Consider the following 19,134-nt stretch of genomic DNA (forward strand, 5'->3'; position numbering starts at 1 on the left):
GTGAAATACCATGACAGAGCCCAGCACAGAAATTTTAAGCCTGTACCATAGCAAGGTTTCATCAGGAGAGCTTGATTTCGATGCGGCGCAGCACCTAGCAGTGAGTGCGTTACAGTCTTTAAGTGAGCAATTAAATCAGCCTGCAAGCTGGTGGCAAAAAGCACCTTCAATAAGGGGAATATATTTATATGGCCCGGTTGGTCGAGGTAAATCTATGTTGATGGACTTATTTTATGAAAGCTTACCCACAGAGAAAAAGCAGCGCTTGCATTTCCATCATTTTATCGAAAAAGTTCATGCTCAATTAGCCAAGTTACAAGGGGATAAAAATCCGCTGCAAATAATTGCTAAACAGTGGGCCAAAAAGATAAAAGTGCTGTGCTTTGATGAGTTTTTTGTTAGTGATATTGGTGATGCCATGATCATGGCTCGGTTATTTAACGCTTTATTTGAACAAGGCGTGGTGCTAGTAGCAACCTCTAACGCAAAACCGGAGCAACTTTATTACAACGGTTTGCAACGCGCGCGATTTTTACCGACTATCGATTTAATAAATGCGCATTGTCATGTAATTAACGTAGCGGGGGAGGAAGATCACCGCTTTAGATACGGAAGAAGTAGTCGTCATTATTTTATTAACTTACCCGATGCTGAATTTGAGGCTGGGTTTTTATCCGCACACCCTCAAGCAATGCGTAATAATACAATAACTGTGCATGGCCGAGTGCTTCCTTATTTATTAAAAACTGACGATGCTTTACTGATTGATTTTATGGCATTGTGCTCAGGCCCTCGTAGCGCCAATGACTATATGTTTTTAGCAGAACAGTTTTCGGTATTATACATCGCGAATGTGCAAATAATGGGAAAAGAGGCAACTGGTAAAGTTATTGTACATGGTATAGAAGACAGCTATCAGCGCGAAAAGCAGCAGTTAGATGAACATACTTTCGATGATGAAGCTCGGCGTTTTATTGCCTTAGTCGATGAGTTTTATGATTGCCACAAATTACTGGTGATTAATGCCCAGGCCGACATAAACGAGCTATATCAAGGTAAAAAGTTAAGTTTTGAATATGCGCGAACCCAGTCACGGATTGTAGAAATGCAAAATTGGTAAGTACAACATTAAAACACCGCATTTAATTTAAATGCGGTGTTTTAATTTTAGGCTGATAACTTAAAGATGCCTTTATGACTTATATCCATTTGGATTATTTGATTGCCAGCGCCAAGTATCTTGCATCATGACATCAATACCACGCTCAGCTTGCCAACCTAGTTCACTAAGGGCTTTTTCTGGCGCAGCATAACAGGCTGCAATATCACCTGGGCGACGAGGTGACACCGCATAAGGGATTGCTTGGTCGCTAGCCTTAATAAACGCATTAACCATTTGTAATACTGAATAGCCGTTACCGGTACCAAGGTTATAAACAAGCGCACCGGTTTCTGCGGCTATTTTATCAAGTGCTTTTAAATGCCCTAAGGCTAAATCTACAACGTGAATGTAATCGCGAACACCAGTACCATCTACCGTGTCGTAATCATCGCCAAATATAGCGAGCTGCTTTAATTTACCAACCGCAACTTGTGAAATGAAAGGCAGTAAATTATTAGGAATGCCATTAGGATCTTCACCAATTAAACCTGACTCATGTGCACCAACAGGATTAAAGTAGCGCAAAATAGCAAACGCAAAGCGCTCATCTGATTTAGCGATATCTTGCAGCATCATTTCAACCATTAGTTTAGACGTACCATATGGGTTGGTTGTACCGCCAACGGGGAAGTCTTCGCGTATTGGTAAGCTTGCAGGGTCACCATAAACTGTTGCAGATGAGCTAAATACCAGTTTAAACACACCCGCGTCACGCATAGCATCAACTAGTGTTAATGTGCCTTGTACGTTATTTTGATAATACGCGATTGGTTTTGCTACCGACTCACCAACCGCTTTTAAACCTGCAAAATGAATTACACTATCAATGTTATGTTTTGCAAATACTGAGTCTAAAAAGGATTTATCTAAAATATCACCTTGATAAAAAGTAATTGCTTTACCGGTTATTTTTTTCACTCTCTCAAGTGACTCTTCAGAGGAGTTACTTAAGTTATCGATAACGATAACGTCGCTGCCTTGCTGTAAAAGTTCTAAAACGGTGTGTGAGCCAATATAGCCTGCGCCACCGGTTACTAAAATTGCCATGAATGCTCCTTGGAAACCTCTGTTCAATTACCCTAATTTCACCATAAATAATGAGTTTTTACATGTATTATTTTATTTGCTTTGTAATAGTATGATCGTAAACCGTACTTTCGATTACATTTTGTGCAATTTTAATAACACCTCAGCGTAAAGATTAAGTTATAGTTCATATGTAATTGCTAAAGTGATGTATAGCGATTTGTAAAATATTCAATTGATCACAATGATCAAAATACTCGTTGGAGAAACGTATGAACTTAGTTAAAAAAATAGCAATGTTGATGTGTATTGCACTACCGAGTGTTGTTTGCGCGGGTGAGGCTCAAGTGAAATGGCATGACTTTAATGATTATCGCGATGTACGCCCATCAAACCAAACTAAAGGCTCATACCATAAGCAAATAGCCAAAAGTATTGATGAACACTTTGCAAAGCTCAGCGAGCAACTTCCTAAAAACTACAGTTTAAAAATTGAAGTAACCGATTTAGATTTAGCCGGAGACGTACGCTATGGCGGTGTTAACGAAATCCGAGTGGTAAAACCTATTCACTTTCCACGCATTGAATTTAATTATGTGCTTAGTGATGAAAGTGGCGTTGTTGCACAAGAAGATAACGTAAGCTTAAAAGATATGGGTTTTATGGATAAAATTAAAATGGGTCGAGATGAAGCATTTTACTACGAAAAACGCTTATTAACAGAGTGGTTTGGTGAACAAATTTTACCGCGTATCAAGTAAGCTAAAGCTAATAATGCAAAGCATCTACTTTGGTAGACGCTTTGCAAAGCAGTCGCTCATTTTTATTTAAAGGTCGCCAACAAGGTTAGTAAGTTTTGTAGTTTAATAACCGCTTGTTTTAGCTTTTCTTCATCAAAACCGTCGCTTGATAAGCTTTCTACATCTGCGGCAACGTCTAAAACGTAAGGCTTAAAGCGTTTAGCTTCAAAGCTAAATCCAGCGTCTTCGGCAAATAAGGCTTTAAATTTTCCGTGGCCTTGCTGTTGTAACTCATCGAGTTTTTTATCAGCATCAAGCGCCTGACGGTAAACAATTTTTAAGTTGGCGTTGAGTTGTTCAATTATAGAATCCATGGTTTTCCTAAAGCTTAGTGCAATGTTGCCGATAAATACTTAAGTGGGTTGGTAAAGTAATTTACCTATTCAGCGACTATAATACGTGTATTACATTTAAATGTCAGGTGTGAGTTATGAATATATCAGGTGGAAATCTACCTACAATCCCTGGTGCAGGCCAAGGCGCAGAGGTTTTAACTGCTGCTTTATCTAAAAAGCAACAGCAAGCTGATGGCGCCGCTGCACTTGCGCTTATTGAAGGTGCTACACAATCCTCAAGTGCGCAAACACCGGCTAAGTCGGTTACTGCAACACTTGGGAATAATGTAAACGTTTATGTTTAAACCAATTTGAGGTCAATAGGGGTTTTACTTTTTTGGCCCCCTATTTCTCTTACTAGTTTAGGCACTAAAAATCCTGGCAGGGCTTCTAAAAGCTCTGCCATTATTTTTATGGCCTGCGCCTCATCTATATCAAAATGACTTGCGCCTTCTACCTTGTCCAGTAAGTGTAAGTAATAAGGCATTACGTCTGTATCAAACAACGCTTCACTTAAGTTTATTTGCGCATCAACTGTATCGTTCACGTCTTTTAAAATAACCGCCTGATTTAATAACAGTACATTGGCTTGTTTTAGCATGTTCATGGCGTTTTTAAAGTCACTATCTATTTCGTTAGCATGGTTAATATGATTCACGAATATAACTTTTAGTGGTGACTTTGCTAATCTTTCACATAATTGTTCAGTAATGCGTGCAGGGATCACAACGGGTAAGCGGCTGTGTATGCGCATCCGTTTTATTTGTGGTATTTGCTCAAGCTCATCTAAAAACCAACTAATAGCATCGTCTTTGGCCATTAGTGGATCGCCACCACTTAAAATCACTTCGTTAATATTTTTATCAGCTTGTATATAGCTCAATGCATCAATAAGGCTGCGTTTATTTAACTGGTTTTCTTGATAAGGAAAATGGCGTCTAAAGCAGTAGCGGCAATTTACCGCACAACCAGTTTTAAACATGACTAAAACACGTGATTTATATTTATGTAACAGACCTGGTTGATTGTTATCTTGCTCAAGTAGCGGATCTTTATTAAACCCCGACTTAGTTAAAAATTCTTGATGGCGAGGCATAACTTGCAGCAATAAAGGATCATTTGCATCGCCATGACGAATTTTTTTTATAAAAGGCAATGGCACACGAACAGGAAACAAGCTACGAGCTTTTATGTCGTTTTCATGGACTTGGCTCGATAAACCAACCATTTCTAACAACACTTTTGGGCAGGTAACTACATTTGCTAATTCTTTTTGCCAGTTTTTATGCAAATTTGCTTCATTTCTTTGTATCATTGGCACGTAGATTACTCGAAAAATATAAATAGAGGAAACGATGGCGAATTATAGCACCAACGAGTTCAAGGGCGGCCTAAAAATTATGATGGACGGCGAACCTTGCAGTATCTTAGAAAATGAAATGGTAAAACCGGGTAAAGGCCAAGCGTTTAACCGTGTTCGTATCCGTAAGCTTATCTCTGGCAAGGTACTTGAAAAAACCTTTAAATCGGGTGAATCGGTTGAAGGTGCTGATGTAATGGATACCGATTTAGCGTACCTATATACAGACGGTGAATTTTGGCATTTCATGAACAATGAAACATTTGAACAAATCGCTGCTGACGAAAAAGCACTGGGCGATGCTGGCAAATGGTTAGTTGAAAACGATGTATGTACTATTACATTATGGAACGGCAGCCCAATTGCTGTAACTCCACCAAACTTTGTTGAGCTTGAGATCACTGAAACTGATCCGGGCCTTAAAGGTGATACAGCGGGCACAGGTGGTAAACCAGCAACGCTTAGCACAGGTGCTGTAGTACGTGTTCCATTATTCGTACAAATTGGCGAAGTAATTAAAGTAGACACTCGTAATGGTGAATACGTGAGTCGTGTTAAGTAAGCAGCAACGCGTCTTATTAATTAAATCCCGGCTTAAGCTGGGATTTTTTTTGGAGAAAATATGTCAGCAGATCTTTGGAAGCCGAGTGCCAGTATAGAAATACTTAAGCAACGCGCAGCAATTATGCGCAGCATTCGGGAATTCTTTTATGAGCGTAATGTAATGGAAGTCGAAACACCGAGTTTAAGTGCTGCCAGTGTAACCGATGTGCATTTAGCCAGCTTTAATACTACATTTGTGGGCCCAGGCCATGCTGGTGGGCTACCCCTGTTTTTGCAAACATCTCCAGAGTTTGCGATGAAACGCTTGTTAGCGGCCGGCTCAGGCGCTATTTTTCAGCTTTGTAAGGCATTTCGAAATGAAGAAGCGGGCAGTCATCATAATCCTGAATTTACTATGCTTGAATGGTATCGGCCTGGGTTTGACGAATTTGCTTTAATGGACGAAATAGATGAGCTAATGCAGCTCATTCTTGAGGTTGCTCCTGCAGAGCGCGTTACCTACCAAAAGGCATTTGAACGCGCGTTAGGGGTCGATCCATTAACTGCCTCTATCACGCAGTTACAACAACTCGCATGCGAACATGGCTTTGCTGATATTGCTAAAAACGAGACTCATAAAGATACCTTGCTGCAATTATTATTTTGTATGAAAGTAGAGCCAACAATAGGACAAGATAAGCCATGTTTTGTGTATCACTTTCCGGCATCACAAGCGGCACTGGCACAAATTTGTGAGCACGATGAGCGAGTAGCAGGGCGCTTTGAGTTGTATTATAAAAATATGGAACTGGCTAACGGCTTTAATGAGCTCACTAATGCTAAAGAACAAGCAAAAAGGTTTAACGAAGACAACACCTATCGTGCTGCTAACAGCTTAAAGCAAGTTCCTATGGATACGCGTTTAATTGCGGCATTGGAACATGGTTTAGAGCAATGTGCGGGGGTTGCATTAGGGATTGATAGACTCGTGATGCTAGCAACCAATAAACAAAAAATAAAAGAAGTGATTGCGTTTGATGTGGCAAGAGCTTAAAGCAGCTAATAGCTTTTAGCGGTCAGCTATCAGATAAAAAAACACCGCGTTTGCATTAAACGCGGTGTTTTTTTATCTCTAACTGACAACTAGTTCGCTGTATTACAGATTAAGCGTAAACGTGACGCCGGCCACACGTGGCTCACCTAGTTGAATGTAAGTTTGGCTTGTATAACCATCTAACGGGTTGTTACCAAATTCAAAACCGCGAGTTGGAACGGTTTCATCAAACACATTACGTGCCCATGCACGAACAGCCCAGTTTTCTGCTTCGTAACCAAGGCTCGCATTTACTAAGTTTGTATTTGGAGCTTGTGCATTATGGCTGTCTGAGAAGTAATAATCGTCTTTCCCTTCAACGCCTAACATTGCATATAGCTCATCAGTAACATTGTAGCGTGCACTAAATGCGTATTGATATTTAGGCGCTTGTGCTTGCTCGCGGCCATCTTGGTTTAAGCCCGATTTAGTGACAAAGTCGTTTATTTTCGTATCTAAATAGCCAGCACTACCGCTAATGAGTAAATTATCAGTAAGTAAGTAGCTGCCTTCAATTTCAAGGCCGTAGTTGCTGCCAGAGCTGGCATTGGCGACATAACCGGTAAATTGTTGATCTGATACTTGCCACGACTTTAATTGAATATTATCGCGGTGCATATAAAACGCCGCTAAGCGCAGGGTAAACTTGTCATCTAGCGATGAACCTTTAACGCCAAACTCACCACTCCACAAGTACTCTGGATCAAAGCTGGTATGCTGTTTGAAAAAATCAGCATCTAAGCTTAAACCTTCATCTTTTGCTTTTGCTAGCGCTTCTGAATTAATACCACCAGCTTTGTAACCGCGGGTGATACTGGTGTAAATCATGGTACGGTCAATAACTTGGTATTCAAGTGCAATTTTACCACCGAGCATAATATCGTCAGTTTCTTCAATAAAACCGTTACTATCGGTGTAATCTCCTTGATATTGCTCAACTCGTAAACCAGTAATAAGCGTAGTTTTAGGGCCAATTGCTGTGGCTAATTGGCCATAAGCTGCAATGTTATTAGTTTCATAGGTTGAAGCAAATGGATTGGCTAACCACGTATATTGACGCTCTAAATCCACATCACGGTTTTGATAGTAAATACCCGCAACCCAGTTACCTGCTTTACCAGTAAATTGCAGATCGAGCGCTTGATCATCACGATCGCGGCTATAAATATCTGTTGAACTATAACCATCAGGATGTAAACCGGCGGCACATAATTGCGGCTTATTAGTATCGTTACACACCCAGTCTTCATCAAAGCTATAAAAAAGTTCTGTATCAATGGCTGAAAGGTTTAAGCTGACATCAAAGGTATCAAAACCAGTGTAAGTATTATTCAGGCCAATAGCATAACTTTGTTGATTATCTTCGCCTGGTTGATCAGCAAGACTGTTACGAGAATTATCAAGGGTAAATGCATCGTAACCGTTATTAATATCGATATAGTGCAGGTTTAGCTCTGAATTTAAATGAGCTGTGAGTTGGCTATTTAATTTAAAGCGTGCAACTTGCTCATCTTGATCTTGAGTGGGTTTATCTAAATAAAGGTTGTCTACGTAGCCGTCAGACTTTCTGCGAAAGTAGCTAACGCGGGCACTGGTGTCATCTGTTAAACCGGTACTAGCAGCAAGGCCTGCTTCGTGGCTGTTATAAGTGCCAGCGCCTAAATGTAATTTTAAGCTAGGATCGCTGGTTGCACTAGCTGATTGCATTTGGATCATGCCCGCCATGCCATCTGCACCAAAACGTGTACCTTGAGGACCGCGATAAATTTCTACTTGGTCAATATCAAACAATAATGAACTACCACCTAAGCCTGAATAATTAATACCGTCAATTACTAAGCCCACAGATGGGTTTATCGGATCAACAAACTGCGAGCGTAAACCGACACCGCGAATTTGAATATAACGACCGCGAGACGCACCAGCAGCAAAGTTTACATTGGCTGCACTGGCTAACATTTCGTCTAAATACGTTGCACCACGTTGATTCATTTCATTTTCAGAAAATAAGCTGGCACTGGCGCTTAATGTTTGAATGCTTTCTTGCTGAAAGTCACCGGTAACAATGATTTTCTCTAGTTCGGTGTCATCTGCGTTAGCATATATAGGTGCTGCGAGCAGGGGTAATAACGTGGCTGTAATTAAAGACAAACGTAAGTTCATTAGGTTACTTAACTCCATTTTAGGGACTTGTATGGTAGCAATTATTTCAACACTTGTGCTATAAACGCGGCAATTATACGTTAAATAATTTGGATTACTAATATGACCTTTAAAGTAGACTTTAAGGTACGCGACTACGAATGTGACCTACAAGGTATTGTGAATAACAGTGTTTATTTTAATTATCTTGAGCACGCTCGCCACGAGTTTTTATACGCACACGGCGTTGATTTTGCACAACTTGCGAAAGATAAAATTAACTTAGTGGTGATACGCAGTGAAATGGATTACAAACATTCTCTACTACCAGGGGATGAGTTTTATGTGGCGGTAGAGCCTGTGCGTATTAGTCGTCTTAAGTTTGCATTTAAACAAACGGTAGTGCGCAAACAAGATGAAAAAATGATGCTCAATGCCTTAGTTATTGGTACATCGGTTAATGAGAAAGGTCGGCCATTTTTACCACCACAGATAGATAACTTATTCCAAGCCGTTGCATAGTTTTAAATAGCATGAATTTTAAACAAAAATTTACATTTAAAATATGCATTTTTAACGGATAAACCTGACAAATATTGATACTATTACATTAATTAGACAATAAGTTAGTAGTAACATGAAATTAGCAGCAATACCGATGCTCGTAATCGGTTTATGTGTTGGTTGCGCATCAACAGGGACAGTTACCACTGAGCAGCTAAAATATACACAATGGCAATTATCAAAGGTTGATGATTTGGCTATTCCCGCGTCCTTTAAAGCATCAATGAGTTTTATAGAAGCGCTACAAATAAACGGCTTTGCCGGATGTAATAAGTTTTTTGGTGAAGGCTCACTTGAAGACAGTAGCCTGAGCGTAAGCAAATTAGGTATGACACGTAAATCATGTGGCCCTGAACTGGATGAGTTTGAACAACAGTTTTTACAAGCTCTGCAGCAAGGTGCAGTGCTTAACATGCAAGACCAAACATTGGTAATGCAAGCTGAACAAAAATTTGTGTTTATCCCAAAATAATTTTTGAGTTTTGAAAAACAGCCCCTTGCAGGGAATTTTCAACTGACGTACACTCATCGCAGATTTGATCAAAACATTATCAAATCAACGAAAAATTCAAATACTTGTCGGAGTGCCTAATTTTTATTTAGGCTGAGATCGCGAAAGCGGGATCCGTGAACCTGATCAGGTTAATACCTGCGTAGGGAACAAGCTGCCTAACTAGGACGCTTGTGCGTCTTTTTTTATGCGCACAAAAAAGCAACATCCGTCTTAGGCCGCAAAGTCGCATAAAGCTACTTTACGATCTTTCTCTATTCCTCAGCGGAATATCTGACAAGACAACCCTTTAGCAATGAGGTAAGTCATGTCAAATACAACAAATAAAGCTACTCGCCGTGAAACTCGTGCGGCCGCATCAGATTATATTTATAACCTTACAGGGCAACCATTCCCAAGTTCCCATAAAGTATACGTTGCAGGTAGCCAGCAAGGCGTACGTGTGGGTATGCGTGAAATCACATTGAGCGATACTTTTATTGGTGGTGATGAACAAAACCCAGTGTATGAGTCAAATGCACCACTGCGTGTTTACGATACATCAGGCCCGTATACCGATCCTGAATTTAAATTGGATGTGCGCAAGGGACTTAATAAATACCGTGAACAATGGATTGAGAGCCGTAATGATACCGAAGTACTCGAGTCGGTAACCTCACAGTTTGCACAGCAGCGTATGGCTGATGATGGGCTAGATCATATTCGCTTTGAACACCTTCCAAAAATACGCCGTGCAAAAGCGGGTAAAAATGTCACCCAAATGCATTATGCTCGCCAAGGGATAGTCACCCCAGAAATGGAATATGTAGCGATACGTGAAAACATGGGGCGTGCGCAAATACGTGAAGAGTTATTAGCTGCGCAGCATAAAGGGGAGTCGTTTGGCGCGAGTATCCCTGAGTTTATTACTCCTGAATTTGTTCGCGATGAAATTGCTCGTGGACGCGCTATTTTGCCTAACAATATTAATCACCCAGAAACCGAGCCTATGATTGTTGGTCGTAACTTTTTAGTTAAAGTTAACGCCAATATAGGTAATTCATCAGTGGGCTCATCTATCGAAGAAGAAGTTGAAAAAATGGTGTGGTCAACCCGCTGGGGTGCTGACACCGTAATGGATTTATCAACAGGACGTTACATTCACGAAACCCGTGAATGGCTGGTACGTAATTCACCAGTACCTATCGGTACTGTTCCAATTTACCAAGCACTTGAAAAAGTAAATGGCGTAGCAGAAGACCTAACTTGGGAAATATTTCGCGACACCCTAATTGAACAAGCAGAGCAAGGCGTTGATTACTTTACCATTCATGCTGGTGTGCTGCTACGTTATGTGCCAATGACAGCAAAACGCGTAACCGGTATTGTGTCACGTGGTGGCTCAATTATGGCTAAATGGTGTTTAGCGCACCATAAAGAAAACTTCTTATACACTCACTTTGAAGATATTTGTGAAATTTTAAAACAATACGATGTGTGTTTTTCACTAGGGGACGGTTTACGTCCGGGTTCTATTGCCGATGCGAACGATGAAGCGCAATTTAGTGAGCTGCGTACCTTAGGGGAACTGACTAAAATAGCTTGGAAGCATGATGTACAAGTGTTCATAGAAGGCCCTGGACATGTGCCTATGCATATGATCAAAGCCAATATGGATGAGCAACTTAAACATTGCGATGAAGCGCCATTTTATACCTTAGGCCCACTGACCACAGATATTGCTCCTGGGTATGATCATATTACCTCGGGTATTGGTGCAGCGCAGATTGCTTGGTATGGCTGTGCGATGTTGTGTTACGTAACACCTAAAGAGCATTTAGGTTTGCCAAATAAAGAAGACGTTAAAGAAGGCCTTATTACCTACAAAATTGCCGCTCATGCCGCCGATTTAGCGAAAGGTCACCCTGGTGCACAAGAGCGAGATAACGCGCTATCAAAAGCGCGCTTTGAGTTTAGATGGCATGACCAATTTAATATTGGTTTAGACCCTGTTCGCGCCCGTGAATATCATGATGAAACACTGCCGCAAGAATCAGGCAAAGTTGCGCATTTTTGTTCTATGTGTGGCCCTAAATTTTGTTCCATGAAAATAACCCAAGAAGTACGCGACTACGCCAAAGATCTAGAAGCGCGCGGTATTGATCCTAATAATGTGGGTGATGCCATTGAAATCAAAATGGTTGATGTTGAGGCCGAGATGAAAGCCAAATCTGAAGAGTTTAAGCAAACAGGCTCAGAGATTTACCATAAAGCGCTGTAGCACAGCTTTCAGTTATTAGCTGTCAGCTATCAGCGATAAAGTAAGCAGCGTAGAGGCAAGAGTTGCTTTACTGACAGCTGAAAGCTGGTGGCTATGAGCTACATTTAGGAGTGTTTATGTTTTATGACATTGCTGTGGTGGGCTTTGGTTTAGCAGGGCGGTTGGCCGCGCTTGAGTTAAGTAAGCAACATCGTGTTACCGTATTTGAAGCCGATGATGAACATACTCAGAACAGTGCCGGTAAAGTGGCAGCAGCGATGCTAGCCCCTCTAGCTGAGTCTGTTATGTGCGAACGTGAATTGGCTTTAATGGGAGTGGATTCTATTACTCGATGGCCTGCTATTTTAGAACAACTAAATAGCGAGGTATTTTTTCAACAGCAAGGTACCCTAGTGATTGCTCATCCGCAGGATAAAGGCGACTTACAAAGCTTTGCACAGCGAATCAAGCCGTTACTAAATTTTAGTGCTCAAGCAATTAATGCACAGCAAATTGAGCAACTAGAACCTGAACTGGCTGGTCGATTTAGCCAAGGCCTATTTTTGCCCGGTGAAGCGCAGATAGATAACCAAGCCTTTTACAAAGCCAGCTTTAGGTTGCTAAATAAGCGCAAAGTAAAGTTTGTATTTAATCAGCGCGCCAGCATCTTTGATAACAAAGTGAATAATCGAGAGTTTGATTACATTATTGATTGCAGAGGGCTTGGAGCCAAACAAGATCAGCACCTTCGAGGCGTGCGCGGGGAAGTGGCAAGACTCTATGCACCCGAGGTTAATTTATCTCGGCCAGTGAGGTTAATGCATCCGCGTTATCCTATTTATATAGCACCTAAGCCGAATCATGAATATGTGATTGGTGCCACCGAAATTGAGTCTCAAGATAACGGGGCGGCAACGGTGCGTTCAACGTTGGAGTTACTTTCAGCCGCTTATACAGTGCACAGCGGTTTTGCCGAGGCTCGACTGTTAAATATTCAAACCGGGCTTCGCCCTGCGTTTAGCGATAACTGCCCACAAGTTACACAACTGGGGCAGGTAATTAGTATTAATGGATTATACCGCCATGGCTACATGCTCGCGCCGAGTTTAGTTGCTGATGCTGTTGCCAGAATAGAGTGAGGAATGATGGATATAATAATTAATGGTAAAGCGCTCACCCTAACAAGTAGCGAACTAAAACAGTGTTTAATTGAGTATGGTGCTAAAGCACCGTTTGCAGTAGCCATTAATGGCCAGTTTGTACCTCAAGAGCAACATGCTAACTACACACTTAATGATGGTGATTGCATTGATGTGTTATCTCCGATTCAAGGAGGGTAACCATTATGTTACCTCCCGATAATATCACTATTTATGGCGAGCAATTTTCAAGTAGATTACTGATTGGCTCTGCGCTTTACCCATCTCCCGCGACGATGACTAAAGCAATTAATGCTTCAGGAGCGGATATTGTTACTGTGTCTTTACGTCGCCAGCAAAGCGCAGCTGCAGGAGATGATTTTTGGCAACTTATAAAGAATACAGGGCTCAAAGTTTTACCTAACACAGCAGGATGCCACAGTGTTAAAGAGGCCATTAATTTAGCTAAAATGTGTCGAGAAGTATTTGCTACCGATTGGATAAAGCTGGAATTAATTGGCGATGACTATAACTTACAGCCAGATCCTTTTGCTCTGCTTGAAGCCACTGAGATTTTAATTAAAGATGGGTTTAAAGTACTGCCTTACTGCACCGATGACTTAGTGCTTTGCCAACGTTTAGATGAATTAGGCTGCGAGGTGCTAATGCCATGGGGCGCGCCAATTGGTACCGGTAAGGGATTATTAAATAGTTATAACTTAAAGGCGATACGGGAGCGTTTACCTAACAGCACATTAATTGTTGATGCTGGGTTAGGTTTACCATCGCATGCCTGCCAAGCCTTAGAATTAGGGTATGATGCGGTATTATTAAATTCAGCCATAGCGGGCGCGGGTTGCCCTATTACCATGGGACGTGCATTTAAAGCAGGGGTTGAAGCAGGGCGCTTTGCTTATAACGCCAAAGCAATGCCAGAAAAAGACGTTGCGGCCCCATCAACCCCCACAATGGGTATGCCATTTTGGCATCAAACGTAAAAAATTAGGAAGTAGGTCGTTATGAACAATGTAGTATGGACGATTGCGGGCTCAGACTCCGGCGGTGGCGCAGGTATTCAAGCTGATATTAAAGCAATGCAAAGCTTTGGTGTGCACGGTTGTACTGCGATTACCGCACTAACAGCGCAAAACAGTTTAGGTGTTGAGGCGATTAATGCCGTCTCTACTGATGTGATTGAGTCGCAGTTATTGGCACTCGAAAAAGACATGAAAGCCAAAGTAATTAAAATTGGTATGTTAGCTAACGTGCAGCAAATTCAATTGATCAGTGAGCATATTAGCCATTACAAAGCGAAGTGGCCAACCCCGCCGGTGATTGTGTACGACCCTGTGGCTATTGCCTCAAGCGGTGACTTACTAACAGAAGAAGACACCGTAAGCGCGATTAAAGAATGCCTATTACCGCTGGTGGATGTAATTACCCCAAATACCCACGAAACACAGTTATTAACGGGTGTGTATTTAATTGGCCCTGCAGCGATTAAAGAAGCGGCGAGTAAGCTGATGGCGTGGGGCGCAAAAGCGGTGGTGATTAAAGGCGGACATTGGGATTACCCAAGCGGGTATTGCATTGATTACTGCACACAAAACGGTGAAGACTATTGGCTAGGTAATGAAAAAATTCAAGTTCCTCATAGCCATGGTACAGGGTGCAGTATGGCGTCGGTAATTGCTGCGTGTCTTGCAAAAGACTATCCGTTAAAAGATGCGTTTATTTTAGCTAAAGCCTATATAAACCAAGGTTTAAAGCAATCAGTTCGCTATGGCGAGGGGATAGGGCCGGTTGCACAAACGTCGTTTCCGACTGACCTAGCGCATTACCCTCAAGTGATTGAAGCGGGTAGTTGGTTGGGTGATGAGCTAGATTTTGATGTACCGCTTGATTTTAATATGGCAGCTGACTTTGCTGCGTGTGAAAGCAAAGCGCTTGGCGCTTATGCGGTAGTCGATAGTGTAGAGTGGTTAGAAAAATGCTTACAAAATGGTATTAAAACAGCACAGTTAAGAGTTAAAAATAAAAGCGAAGATGAGCTGGAACAATTAGTCGCAAGCGCGGTCGCTTTGGGTCAGCAATACAGTGCGCATGTGTTTATTAACGATTACTGGCAGCTGGCAATTAAACATGGCGCCTATGGTGTGCATTTAGGACAAGAAGACTTAGAGAGCGCAAATTTAGCGGCTATAAAAGAAGCAGGCCTGCGACTTGGGCTTTCTACCCATGGCTTTTATGAAATGCTTCGGGCGCATAATTACCGCCCAAGCTACATGGCCTTTGGCGCGATTTACCCTACCACCACCAAAGACATGGCAGGGCAAATTCAAGGGCTTGAAAAGCTAACTCGATTTGTGCCATTAATGCAAAGTTATCCTACTGTGGCTATTGGTGGAATTGATTTAAATAGGGCGCAAGAGGTTGCTAAAACTGGCGTGGGCAGTGTAGCCGTAGTACGTGCTATTACCGAGGCTGATGATTATGTAGAGGCAATCAATACCTTAAAATCGGTGATAAATGAGAATGCCTGCTAACATGCAAACGCAGCAGCTCAGCGACAAAGAAACTCTACGTTATAGCCGCCACTTATTATTAAAAGAGGTGGGGCTTGAGGGGCAGTTAACACTTAAAGCGGCAACCGTTGCTGTGGTAGGTGCAGGTGGACTAGGAAGTCCTGCGCTACTTTATTTAGCAGCTGCTGGTATCGGCACACTAATATTAATTGATGACGATACCGTTGAACTCTCTAATTTACAGCGGCAAATACTGTATAAAGTGAATCACTTAGGGCAGCAAAAAGTAAATGCAGCAGGGAAGGTGCTTGCGAGCCTTAACAATCAAATAAACATAGTGACTCACTCGCAAAAGTTGAGCGATGCTAACAGTGATGCACTATTCAGTAACGCCGATATCGTACTTGATTGCTCTGATAACTTTGCGACTCGTTACACCGTCAATCGTTTTTGCGTAAACAACAAAACACCACTAATTTCTGCAGCAGCGCTAGCAACCCAAGGGCAATTAATGGGCTTTGACTTTAGGCAAACAGATAGCCCTTGCTATGGCTGCGTATTTCCACAAAATGATGCTAACCCTGTTGTTAATTGCGACAATGCGGGCGTTATTAGTCCCTTACTTGGTGTAATTGGCTCTATGCAGGCACAGCTAACTCTTAATATGTTGTTAGGTCATTGTGGTGGGAGTATGTTTATAACCTTTGACGCATTAAGCTTAAAGCAACAGCATTTTAAGATGGCTAAAAATTTAGCGTGTAGAGAGTGCGCAAGTGTGAGTAAAGAACAGCTTCGCTTTTAACCTGAGCAAGCTCTTCGTCTAAAAAAAAACACCGCGTTCAATACAATAAACGCGGTGCTTTTTAATTTCGATCTGACAACTGGTACTATTTATTAATCATCAATTTTTGCAAACGCAGTGCCTAAACGAGTTACCGTTTCAGGGCATTGATCATCAAAAATATCGGCTTTATCTGCACCCCATGCAAGCACAACTGTTGAGCCTAATTTAAAGCGACCCATTTCTTCCCCTTTTTTAAGGGTGATCGCATTTTCGCCTTTAGTTGGATAGTTCCAGCTAAACACATCACTGCCCGCTGGTGGAGTCACGGTGCCAGCCCAAATAGTTTCTATGCTAGCAACAATGGTTGCGCCTACAAGGACCATAGCAAGCGGGCCAATTTCAGTTTCAAAAATAGCTACTACACGCTCGTTACGGGCAAATAAGTTCGGTACGTTTTGTGCGGTAAGTGGATTTACCGAAAATAAATCGCCCGGTACATAAATCATTTTGCTTAGCGTGCCATCAATTGGCATGTGAATACGGTGGTAATCTTTTGGTGCCAAGTAAATAGTTGCAAATTTACCACCTAAAAACGATGTTGTGTCGTCTTCTGAGCCACCTAACAACGCTTGTAAGCTGTAATCATGGCCTTTAGCTTGGATTAGTTGGCCGTCAACAATATCGCCAAGCTGGCTGATTGCGCCGTCAACAGGGTGAATAATAATATCGTCATCTTCAACCATAGGACGAGCACCGTCTTTTAACGGACGGGTAAAAAATTCATTAAAAGTTTTATAATGAGCTGGATCAGAATATTTAGCCTCACTCATATTTATTTTGTATTGTTTAATGAATAATTTAATTAATGTTGTTGTTAATGCGCCCGCTTTTGCAGCTGCAAGCTTACCTACTACACGAGAAATAAAGTGCTTTGGCATAGCATATTGCATGGCGATTTTAAATTTATCTAAACTCACAGGTTTTTCCCTAATTATACGCGAGGCGCACGCGCGCCGGCACGGCCATCGGCCATGGTTTCTAAAATACGATGATAGCTTTCAAAACGTAACTTTGAGATATCGCCATCAGCGACTGCTTGCTGAATTATACAGCCTGGATCGTTTAAGTGTTTACAGTCTCTAAAACGGCATCCACCTATAAACTCTCTAAATTCTTTAAAGCACCAAGTGACTCGTTCAACATCTAAATGCCATAAACCAAACTCACGAATACCCGGTGAATCAATTAAGTTACCGCCACTTGGTAAATGATGCAGACGCGATACTGTGGTGGTGTGCTGGCCTAGACCGCTGTTTTCAGACACTTCTTTAGTCAAAATTTCAGCATCCGGCAGCACAGTGTTTACTAAGGTAGATTTACCCACACCACTTTGGCCAACAAAAATATTGTTTTTGCCTACAAGTACTTCTTTTAATTCATTAATGCCTTCGCCGGTTATATTACTAACTAGCAGCACCTGGTAATTAAGTTTACGGTAAATATCGAGTATTTGTTGTATTTCGTTTAAACCAGTTTCATCAATTAAATCAATTTTATTAAGGACTAAAATCGGCTCAATGCCCATGTCTTCGCAGGCAATTAAATAGCGGTCGATAATGCTTGGCGTAAACTCTGGCAGTACCGCTGAAACCATTAAAATTTGATCTATATTAGCGGCAATAACTTTTACACCGTCGTAAAAATCAGGGCGAGTTAACTGTGAACGCCGCTCTTGAGTTGCTTCAATAACACCTGCTAAATCGCCTTCACTTACTTTTGCACGACGAAATAATACCTCATCGCCACATACTAAATTTGATACGGTACGGCGAATATTACAGCGAAGAACATCGCCATTTTGGGTTTCTACGTCGGCATGTTGGCCAAAGCGGCTAATAACAATCGCATTTTCCACTTGACCTAAATTATCTGTTTGCCACTCTTGCGCGCCGACTTTTGCCGGTTTTTTATCGGCATTCGATAAACGCTTTTGATGATTGGCCTTGATCCTACGGGATTGGCCTTTACTTAATTTTTTCTGTTTTGCCACTTGAGGCCTATAACCTGAGTTAAATGCCGAGTTTGCCAAAAAAAGCTTTAGCTCGACGGTTGATGCTAATATGATATATCGAAATGCGTTGGATCTAAAGAAAAGCACCGTTTAAGGTAATTATGACTATTAATAAATCAAATTTAATTTGGCTCGATCTGGAAATGACCGGACTTGAACCAGAGACTGACAAAATACTTGAAATTGCAACTGTTGTCACTGACGCTGATCTGAATATATTAGCCGAAGGGCCAACGATTGCCATTCATCAAAGTGATGAACTACTGGATGGCATGGATGAGTGGTGTACAACTCAGCATGGCAAATCTGGATTAACGGCTCGCTGTAAGGCAAGCACGTTTGATGAAGCTTATGCCGTGGAACAAACCCTCGCGTTTTTAAAGCAATGGGTGCCAGCGGGTGCTTCACCTATGTGTGGTAACTCGATAGGCCAAGACCGTCGCTTTATGAATAAGTATATGCGCGAGCTTGAAGATTTTTTTCATTACCGTAATTTAGATGTCAGTACTATTAAAGAACTTGCTCGTCGTTGGAAACCAGATGTGTTGGCTCAAGTGAATAAAAAAGGGTCGCATTTAGCGTTAGACGACATTAAAGATTCGATTATGGAATTAAAGGTTTACCGAGAAAAGTTTTTTAATTTATAAAAAATACTTGCAAAGCCTCCTAATTATTGTAGAATCCTGCCCCGCTCAAGACGATAACCCCCGCGGGGTTAGTGTGTTTGGGCTTTGACTTTTTGAATGCGGCACTAGCTCAGTTGCCAGAATGTAGGACGCGACCTGTCGCGCACCAACGGACAAATTACTGACTATTTTGAATGCGGCACTAGCTCAGTTG

At 41.6% G+C, this 19,134-nt stretch carries 20 protein-coding genes and 1 riboswitch; of the genes, 14 read left to right on the top strand and 6 right to left on the bottom strand.

The window, feature by feature from the left end; genetic code table 11:
• The first annotated feature begins 10 nt into the window (after positions 1 to 10).
• The gene (gene zapE / locus CWB75_RS02585) at positions 11 to 1,120 is read left to right on the top strand and encodes a cell division protein ZapE (RefSeq protein ID WP_138569807.1); all 1,110 of its coding nucleotides are present in this window, start codon (positions 11 to 13) and stop codon (positions 1,118 to 1,120) included.
• Positions 1,121 to 1,192: 72 nt separating this feature from the next.
• Here the strand turns inward: zapE and galE are convergent, their stop codons facing one another.
• On the bottom strand, positions 1,193 to 2,209 hold the full coding sequence (gene galE, locus CWB75_RS02590; RefSeq protein WP_138569808.1) for a UDP-glucose 4-epimerase GalE: 1,017 nt from the start codon (positions 2,207 to 2,209) through the stop codon (positions 1,193 to 1,195).
• Positions 2,210 to 2,460: 251 nt separating this feature from the next.
• Here galE and CWB75_RS02595 point away from each other — a divergent pair, with 251 nt between their 5' ends.
• Positions 2,461 to 2,949 carry a DUF3016 domain-containing protein gene (locus CWB75_RS02595; protein WP_010390512.1) on the top strand — a complete coding sequence of 163 codons (489 nt, stop codon included), beginning with the start codon at positions 2,461 to 2,463 and terminating at the stop codon, positions 2,947 to 2,949.
• 62 nt (positions 2,950 to 3,011) lie between these two features.
• Here CWB75_RS02595 and CWB75_RS02600 read toward each other — a convergent pair whose 3' ends face one another.
• Entirely contained in the window at positions 3,012 to 3,302 is a 291-nt protein-coding gene (locus CWB75_RS02600) for a hypothetical protein (protein WP_008115466.1), read from the bottom strand.
• Positions 3,303 to 3,418: 116 nt separating this feature from the next.
• On the opposite strand from CWB75_RS02600, the gene CWB75_RS02605 reads away from it, so the two are divergent.
• The gene (locus tag CWB75_RS02605; protein WP_008115467.1) at positions 3,419 to 3,628 is read left to right on the top strand and encodes a hypothetical protein; all 210 of its coding nucleotides are present in this window, start codon (positions 3,419 to 3,421) and stop codon (positions 3,626 to 3,628) included.
• On the opposite strand, the gene epmB is transcribed toward CWB75_RS02605, so the two are convergent.
• Positions 3,625 to 4,638 carry an EF-P beta-lysylation protein EpmB gene (epmB, locus tag CWB75_RS02610; protein ID WP_041695590.1) on the bottom strand — a complete coding sequence of 338 codons (1,014 nt, stop codon included), beginning with the start codon at positions 4,636 to 4,638 and terminating at the stop codon, positions 3,625 to 3,627. The genes CWB75_RS02605 and epmB overlap by 4 nt on opposite strands.
• 40 nt (positions 4,639 to 4,678) lie before the next feature.
• Between epmB and efp the strand changes: the two genes are divergently transcribed.
• On the top strand, positions 4,679 to 5,245 hold the full coding sequence (gene efp, locus CWB75_RS02615; RefSeq protein ID WP_010390517.1) for an elongation factor P: 567 nt from the start codon (positions 4,679 to 4,681) through the stop codon (positions 5,243 to 5,245).
• A gap of 60 nt (positions 5,246 to 5,305) precedes the next feature.
• Entirely contained in the window at positions 5,306 to 6,280 is a 975-nt protein-coding gene (gene epmA / locus CWB75_RS02620; protein ID WP_138569809.1) for an elongation factor P--(R)-beta-lysine ligase, read from the top strand.
• A gap of 102 nt (positions 6,281 to 6,382) precedes the next feature.
• Here the strand turns inward: epmA and CWB75_RS02625 are convergent, their stop codons facing one another.
• Entirely contained in the window at positions 6,383 to 8,482 is a 2,100-nt protein-coding gene (locus CWB75_RS02625; RefSeq protein ID WP_010390521.1) for a TonB-dependent receptor, read from the bottom strand.
• Between the two features lie 102 nt (positions 8,483 to 8,584).
• Between CWB75_RS02625 and CWB75_RS02630 the strand changes: the two genes are divergently transcribed.
• The 8 genes from CWB75_RS02630 to CWB75_RS02665 all read left to right on the top strand — a co-directional run bounded on the left by CWB75_RS02630 (position 8,585) and on the right by CWB75_RS02665 (position 16,241).
• Positions 8,585 to 8,983: an acyl-CoA thioesterase gene (locus CWB75_RS02630; protein ID WP_010390522.1), complete on the top strand. Its 399-nt coding sequence runs from the start codon at positions 8,585 to 8,587 to the stop codon at positions 8,981 to 8,983.
• Positions 8,984 to 9,098: 115 nt separating this feature from the next.
• Positions 9,099 to 9,497 (top strand): META domain-containing protein, encoded by a 399-nt coding sequence (locus tag CWB75_RS02635; RefSeq protein ID WP_010390523.1) that lies wholly within the window; start codon positions 9,099 to 9,101, stop codon positions 9,495 to 9,497.
• 98 nt (positions 9,498 to 9,595) lie between these two features.
• Positions 9,596 to 9,702: riboswitch (TPP riboswitch) on the top strand.
• Positions 9,703 to 9,843: 141 nt separating this feature from the next.
• Positions 9,844 to 11,796, top strand: a complete 1,953-nt coding sequence (gene thiC, locus CWB75_RS02640) for a phosphomethylpyrimidine synthase ThiC (protein ID WP_008115478.1) — start codon at positions 9,844 to 9,846, stop codon at positions 11,794 to 11,796.
• Between the two features lie 116 nt (positions 11,797 to 11,912).
• The gene (locus CWB75_RS02645) at positions 11,913 to 12,914 is read left to right on the top strand and encodes an FAD-dependent oxidoreductase (protein WP_138569810.1); all 1,002 of its coding nucleotides are present in this window, start codon (positions 11,913 to 11,915) and stop codon (positions 12,912 to 12,914) included.
• 6 nt (positions 12,915 to 12,920) lie between these two features.
• Positions 12,921 to 13,115 carry a sulfur carrier protein ThiS gene (gene thiS, locus CWB75_RS02650; protein WP_036932961.1) on the top strand — a complete coding sequence of 65 codons (195 nt, stop codon included), beginning with the start codon at positions 12,921 to 12,923 and terminating at the stop codon, positions 13,113 to 13,115.
• A gap of 5 nt (positions 13,116 to 13,120) precedes the next feature.
• Positions 13,121 to 13,912, top strand: a complete 792-nt coding sequence (locus CWB75_RS02655; protein ID WP_138569811.1) for a thiazole synthase — start codon at positions 13,121 to 13,123, stop codon at positions 13,910 to 13,912.
• A gap of 21 nt (positions 13,913 to 13,933) precedes the next feature.
• Complete coding sequence (gene thiE, locus CWB75_RS02660) at positions 13,934 to 15,460, top strand: thiamine phosphate synthase (protein WP_138569812.1); 1,527 nt, start codon at positions 13,934 to 13,936, stop codon at positions 15,458 to 15,460.
• On the top strand, positions 15,444 to 16,241 hold the full coding sequence (locus CWB75_RS02665; protein ID WP_138569813.1) for a HesA/MoeB/ThiF family protein: 798 nt from the start codon (positions 15,444 to 15,446) through the stop codon (positions 16,239 to 16,241). Before thiE ends, CWB75_RS02665 begins: the two co-directional genes overlap by 17 nt.
• 92 nt (positions 16,242 to 16,333) lie before the next feature.
• Here the strand turns inward: CWB75_RS02665 and asd are convergent, their stop codons facing one another.
• Both asd and rsgA read right to left on the bottom strand, forming a co-directional pair.
• Positions 16,334 to 17,200: an archaetidylserine decarboxylase gene (gene asd / locus CWB75_RS02670; protein WP_171039091.1), complete on the bottom strand. Its 867-nt coding sequence runs from the start codon at positions 17,198 to 17,200 to the stop codon at positions 16,334 to 16,336.
• 14 nt (positions 17,201 to 17,214) lie between these two features.
• Positions 17,215 to 18,273, bottom strand: a complete 1,059-nt coding sequence (gene rsgA, locus CWB75_RS02675; protein ID WP_055012291.1) for a small ribosomal subunit biogenesis GTPase RsgA — start codon at positions 18,271 to 18,273, stop codon at positions 17,215 to 17,217.
• A 122-nt stretch (positions 18,274 to 18,395) separates the two neighbouring features.
• On the opposite strand from rsgA, the gene orn reads away from it, so the two are divergent.
• The gene (orn, locus tag CWB75_RS02680; protein WP_008115490.1) at positions 18,396 to 18,941 is read left to right on the top strand and encodes an oligoribonuclease; all 546 of its coding nucleotides are present in this window, start codon (positions 18,396 to 18,398) and stop codon (positions 18,939 to 18,941) included.
• Positions 18,942 to 19,134: the final 193 nt, after the last annotated feature.

The sequence above is a fragment of the Pseudoalteromonas sp. S1608 genome, assembly GCF_005887265.1.
In the GTDB taxonomy this organism is placed as follows: domain Bacteria; phylum Pseudomonadota; class Gammaproteobacteria; order Enterobacterales; family Alteromonadaceae; genus Pseudoalteromonas; species Pseudoalteromonas undina.

What these genes read in the sequence shown, in the direction of transcription:
- zapE (WP_138569807.1), top strand. Translation starts at nt 11, where the DNA reads ATGACAGAGCCCAGCACAGAAATTTTAAGCCTGTACCATAGCAAGGTT.
- galE (WP_138569808.1), bottom strand. Translation starts at nt 2,209, where the DNA reads ATGGCAATTTTAGTAACCGGTGGCGCAGGCTATATTGGCTCACACACC.
- CWB75_RS02595 (WP_010390512.1), top strand. Translation starts at nt 2,461, where the DNA reads ATGAACTTAGTTAAAAAAATAGCAATGTTGATGTGTATTGCACTACCG.
- CWB75_RS02600 (WP_008115466.1), bottom strand. Translation starts at nt 3,302, where the DNA reads ATGGATTCTATAATTGAACAACTCAACGCCAACTTAAAAATTGTTTAC.
- CWB75_RS02605 (WP_008115467.1), top strand. Translation starts at nt 3,419, where the DNA reads ATGAATATATCAGGTGGAAATCTACCTACAATCCCTGGTGCAGGCCAA.
- epmB (WP_041695590.1), bottom strand. Translation starts at nt 4,638, where the DNA reads ATGATACAAAGAAATGAAGCAAATTTGCATAAAAACTGGCAAAAAGAA.
- efp (WP_010390517.1), top strand. Translation starts at nt 4,679, where the DNA reads ATGGCGAATTATAGCACCAACGAGTTCAAGGGCGGCCTAAAAATTATG.
- epmA (WP_138569809.1), top strand. Translation starts at nt 5,306, where the DNA reads ATGTCAGCAGATCTTTGGAAGCCGAGTGCCAGTATAGAAATACTTAAG.
- CWB75_RS02625 (WP_010390521.1), bottom strand. Translation starts at nt 8,482, where the DNA reads ATGAACTTACGTTTGTCTTTAATTACAGCCACGTTATTACCCCTGCTC.
- CWB75_RS02630 (WP_010390522.1), top strand. Translation starts at nt 8,585, where the DNA reads ATGACCTTTAAAGTAGACTTTAAGGTACGCGACTACGAATGTGACCTA.
- CWB75_RS02635 (WP_010390523.1), top strand. Translation starts at nt 9,099, where the DNA reads ATGAAATTAGCAGCAATACCGATGCTCGTAATCGGTTTATGTGTTGGT.
- thiC (WP_008115478.1), top strand. Translation starts at nt 9,844, where the DNA reads ATGTCAAATACAACAAATAAAGCTACTCGCCGTGAAACTCGTGCGGCC.
- CWB75_RS02645 (WP_138569810.1), top strand. Translation starts at nt 11,913, where the DNA reads ATGTTTTATGACATTGCTGTGGTGGGCTTTGGTTTAGCAGGGCGGTTG.
- thiS (WP_036932961.1), top strand. Translation starts at nt 12,921, where the DNA reads ATGGATATAATAATTAATGGTAAAGCGCTCACCCTAACAAGTAGCGAA.
- CWB75_RS02655 (WP_138569811.1), top strand. Translation starts at nt 13,121, where the DNA reads ATGTTACCTCCCGATAATATCACTATTTATGGCGAGCAATTTTCAAGT.
- thiE (WP_138569812.1), top strand. Translation starts at nt 13,934, where the DNA reads ATGAACAATGTAGTATGGACGATTGCGGGCTCAGACTCCGGCGGTGGC.
- CWB75_RS02665 (WP_138569813.1), top strand. Translation starts at nt 15,444, where the DNA reads ATGAGAATGCCTGCTAACATGCAAACGCAGCAGCTCAGCGACAAAGAA.
- orn (WP_008115490.1), top strand. Translation starts at nt 18,396, where the DNA reads ATGACTATTAATAAATCAAATTTAATTTGGCTCGATCTGGAAATGACC.